Annotated in this window: 1 protein-coding gene; it reads left to right on the forward strand. The window is 39.5% G+C overall.

Annotated elements, in window-relative coordinates:
• The first annotated feature begins 232 nt into the window (after nt 1-232).
• Complete coding sequence (locus AN214_RS21690; RefSeq protein ID WP_054981609.1) at nt 233-1,183, forward strand: IS110 family transposase; 951 nt, start codon at nt 233-235, stop codon at nt 1,181-1,183.
• Nucleotides 1,184-1,214: the final 31 nt, after the last annotated feature.

Here is a 1,214-nt window from a genome sequence, read left to right on the forward strand (position 1 = left end):
CTTGTATGGATAATTCACCCATCTTAATTATTATTTTTATACCGATTTAGGGTAATGTGAGGCCCAGGCTTTAGCTGCAACTAAAGCCTTCTTTTACAGTAGTTCGATTGATTGCAGGCTCCTCTGTCGAGAGACCGATAACAAGAAAGAACGCTGTAAAAGACTCCAAGCACCACACTCGAATAGTCTACTGGGCCTCGAGCCCGCATTACACAAGCAAGAGTTAGCTTATATGAATACCAAAACAAATCAAAGCATTAACATCGGTGTCGATACTGGTAAATTCCAACTTGATATTTACGTTCGACCTTTAGAGATTTATTTCACTGTTTCTAACGATGACAAAGGAATAAAAGAAGCCTTAAACGAGATTAAAAAGCACAAACCCGAACGTATTATTATCGAAGCCACGGGTAGATTAGAAATGCCATTCATTATGGCCTGCGCTAAAGCTGGTTTACCTTTTGTCATTGCCAATCCAGTCCATGTAAAACGCTTTGCTGGCGCTATTGGTCAACGTGCTAAAACGGACAAGCTCGATGCTAAACTAATTGCGCATTATGGTGAAGCTATTAAACCATCGTTATCTCAGTTAAAGCCTGAGAATATGCAGCTTATGAGTGATTTAGTTGCACGTAGAAACCAATTACTCGTGATGCAAACTATGGAGAAAAACCGTCTGCAAATCTTGCCTAAAGAATTAGCAATGACAATCAAACCAATCCTGACTGCATTTAAAAATCAAATACTCAGAATTGAAAATAAAATCCTTAAATTGATTGAGTCATGTCCTGAATATCAAGCAAAAAATCACCTTCTTCAAAGCATGAAAGGCATTGGCAAAATAGCCGCTGCATCCATTATTAGTAACCTGCCTGAACTCGGCTATATGACCAACAAACAAGCTTCTGCATTAGTAGGCGTTGCGCCCATAAATAGAGAAAGTGGTCGCTTCAAGGGCATGCGGAAAATACAAGGTGGACGCCATCAAATCAGGACTGTTTTATACATGGCGATGATGTCAGCAATACAATCCAACCCAGTTTTTAAAGGCCAATATCAAAAGTTGGTGGCTGCAGGAAAACCGAAAAAAGTAGCACTCATTGCCTGTGTTAGGAAGATGATAGTGATCTTAAATTCTATGCTAAGAGACGGAGTGATTTGGGAAGCGCCAAAAGTCTAAATTTAACTATTGACGCCATAGTCTCTTGTTA

The sequence above is a fragment of the Pseudoalteromonas sp. P1-9 genome (genome assembly GCF_001399975.1).
Taxonomy (GTDB): domain Bacteria; phylum Pseudomonadota; class Gammaproteobacteria; order Enterobacterales; family Alteromonadaceae; genus Pseudoalteromonas.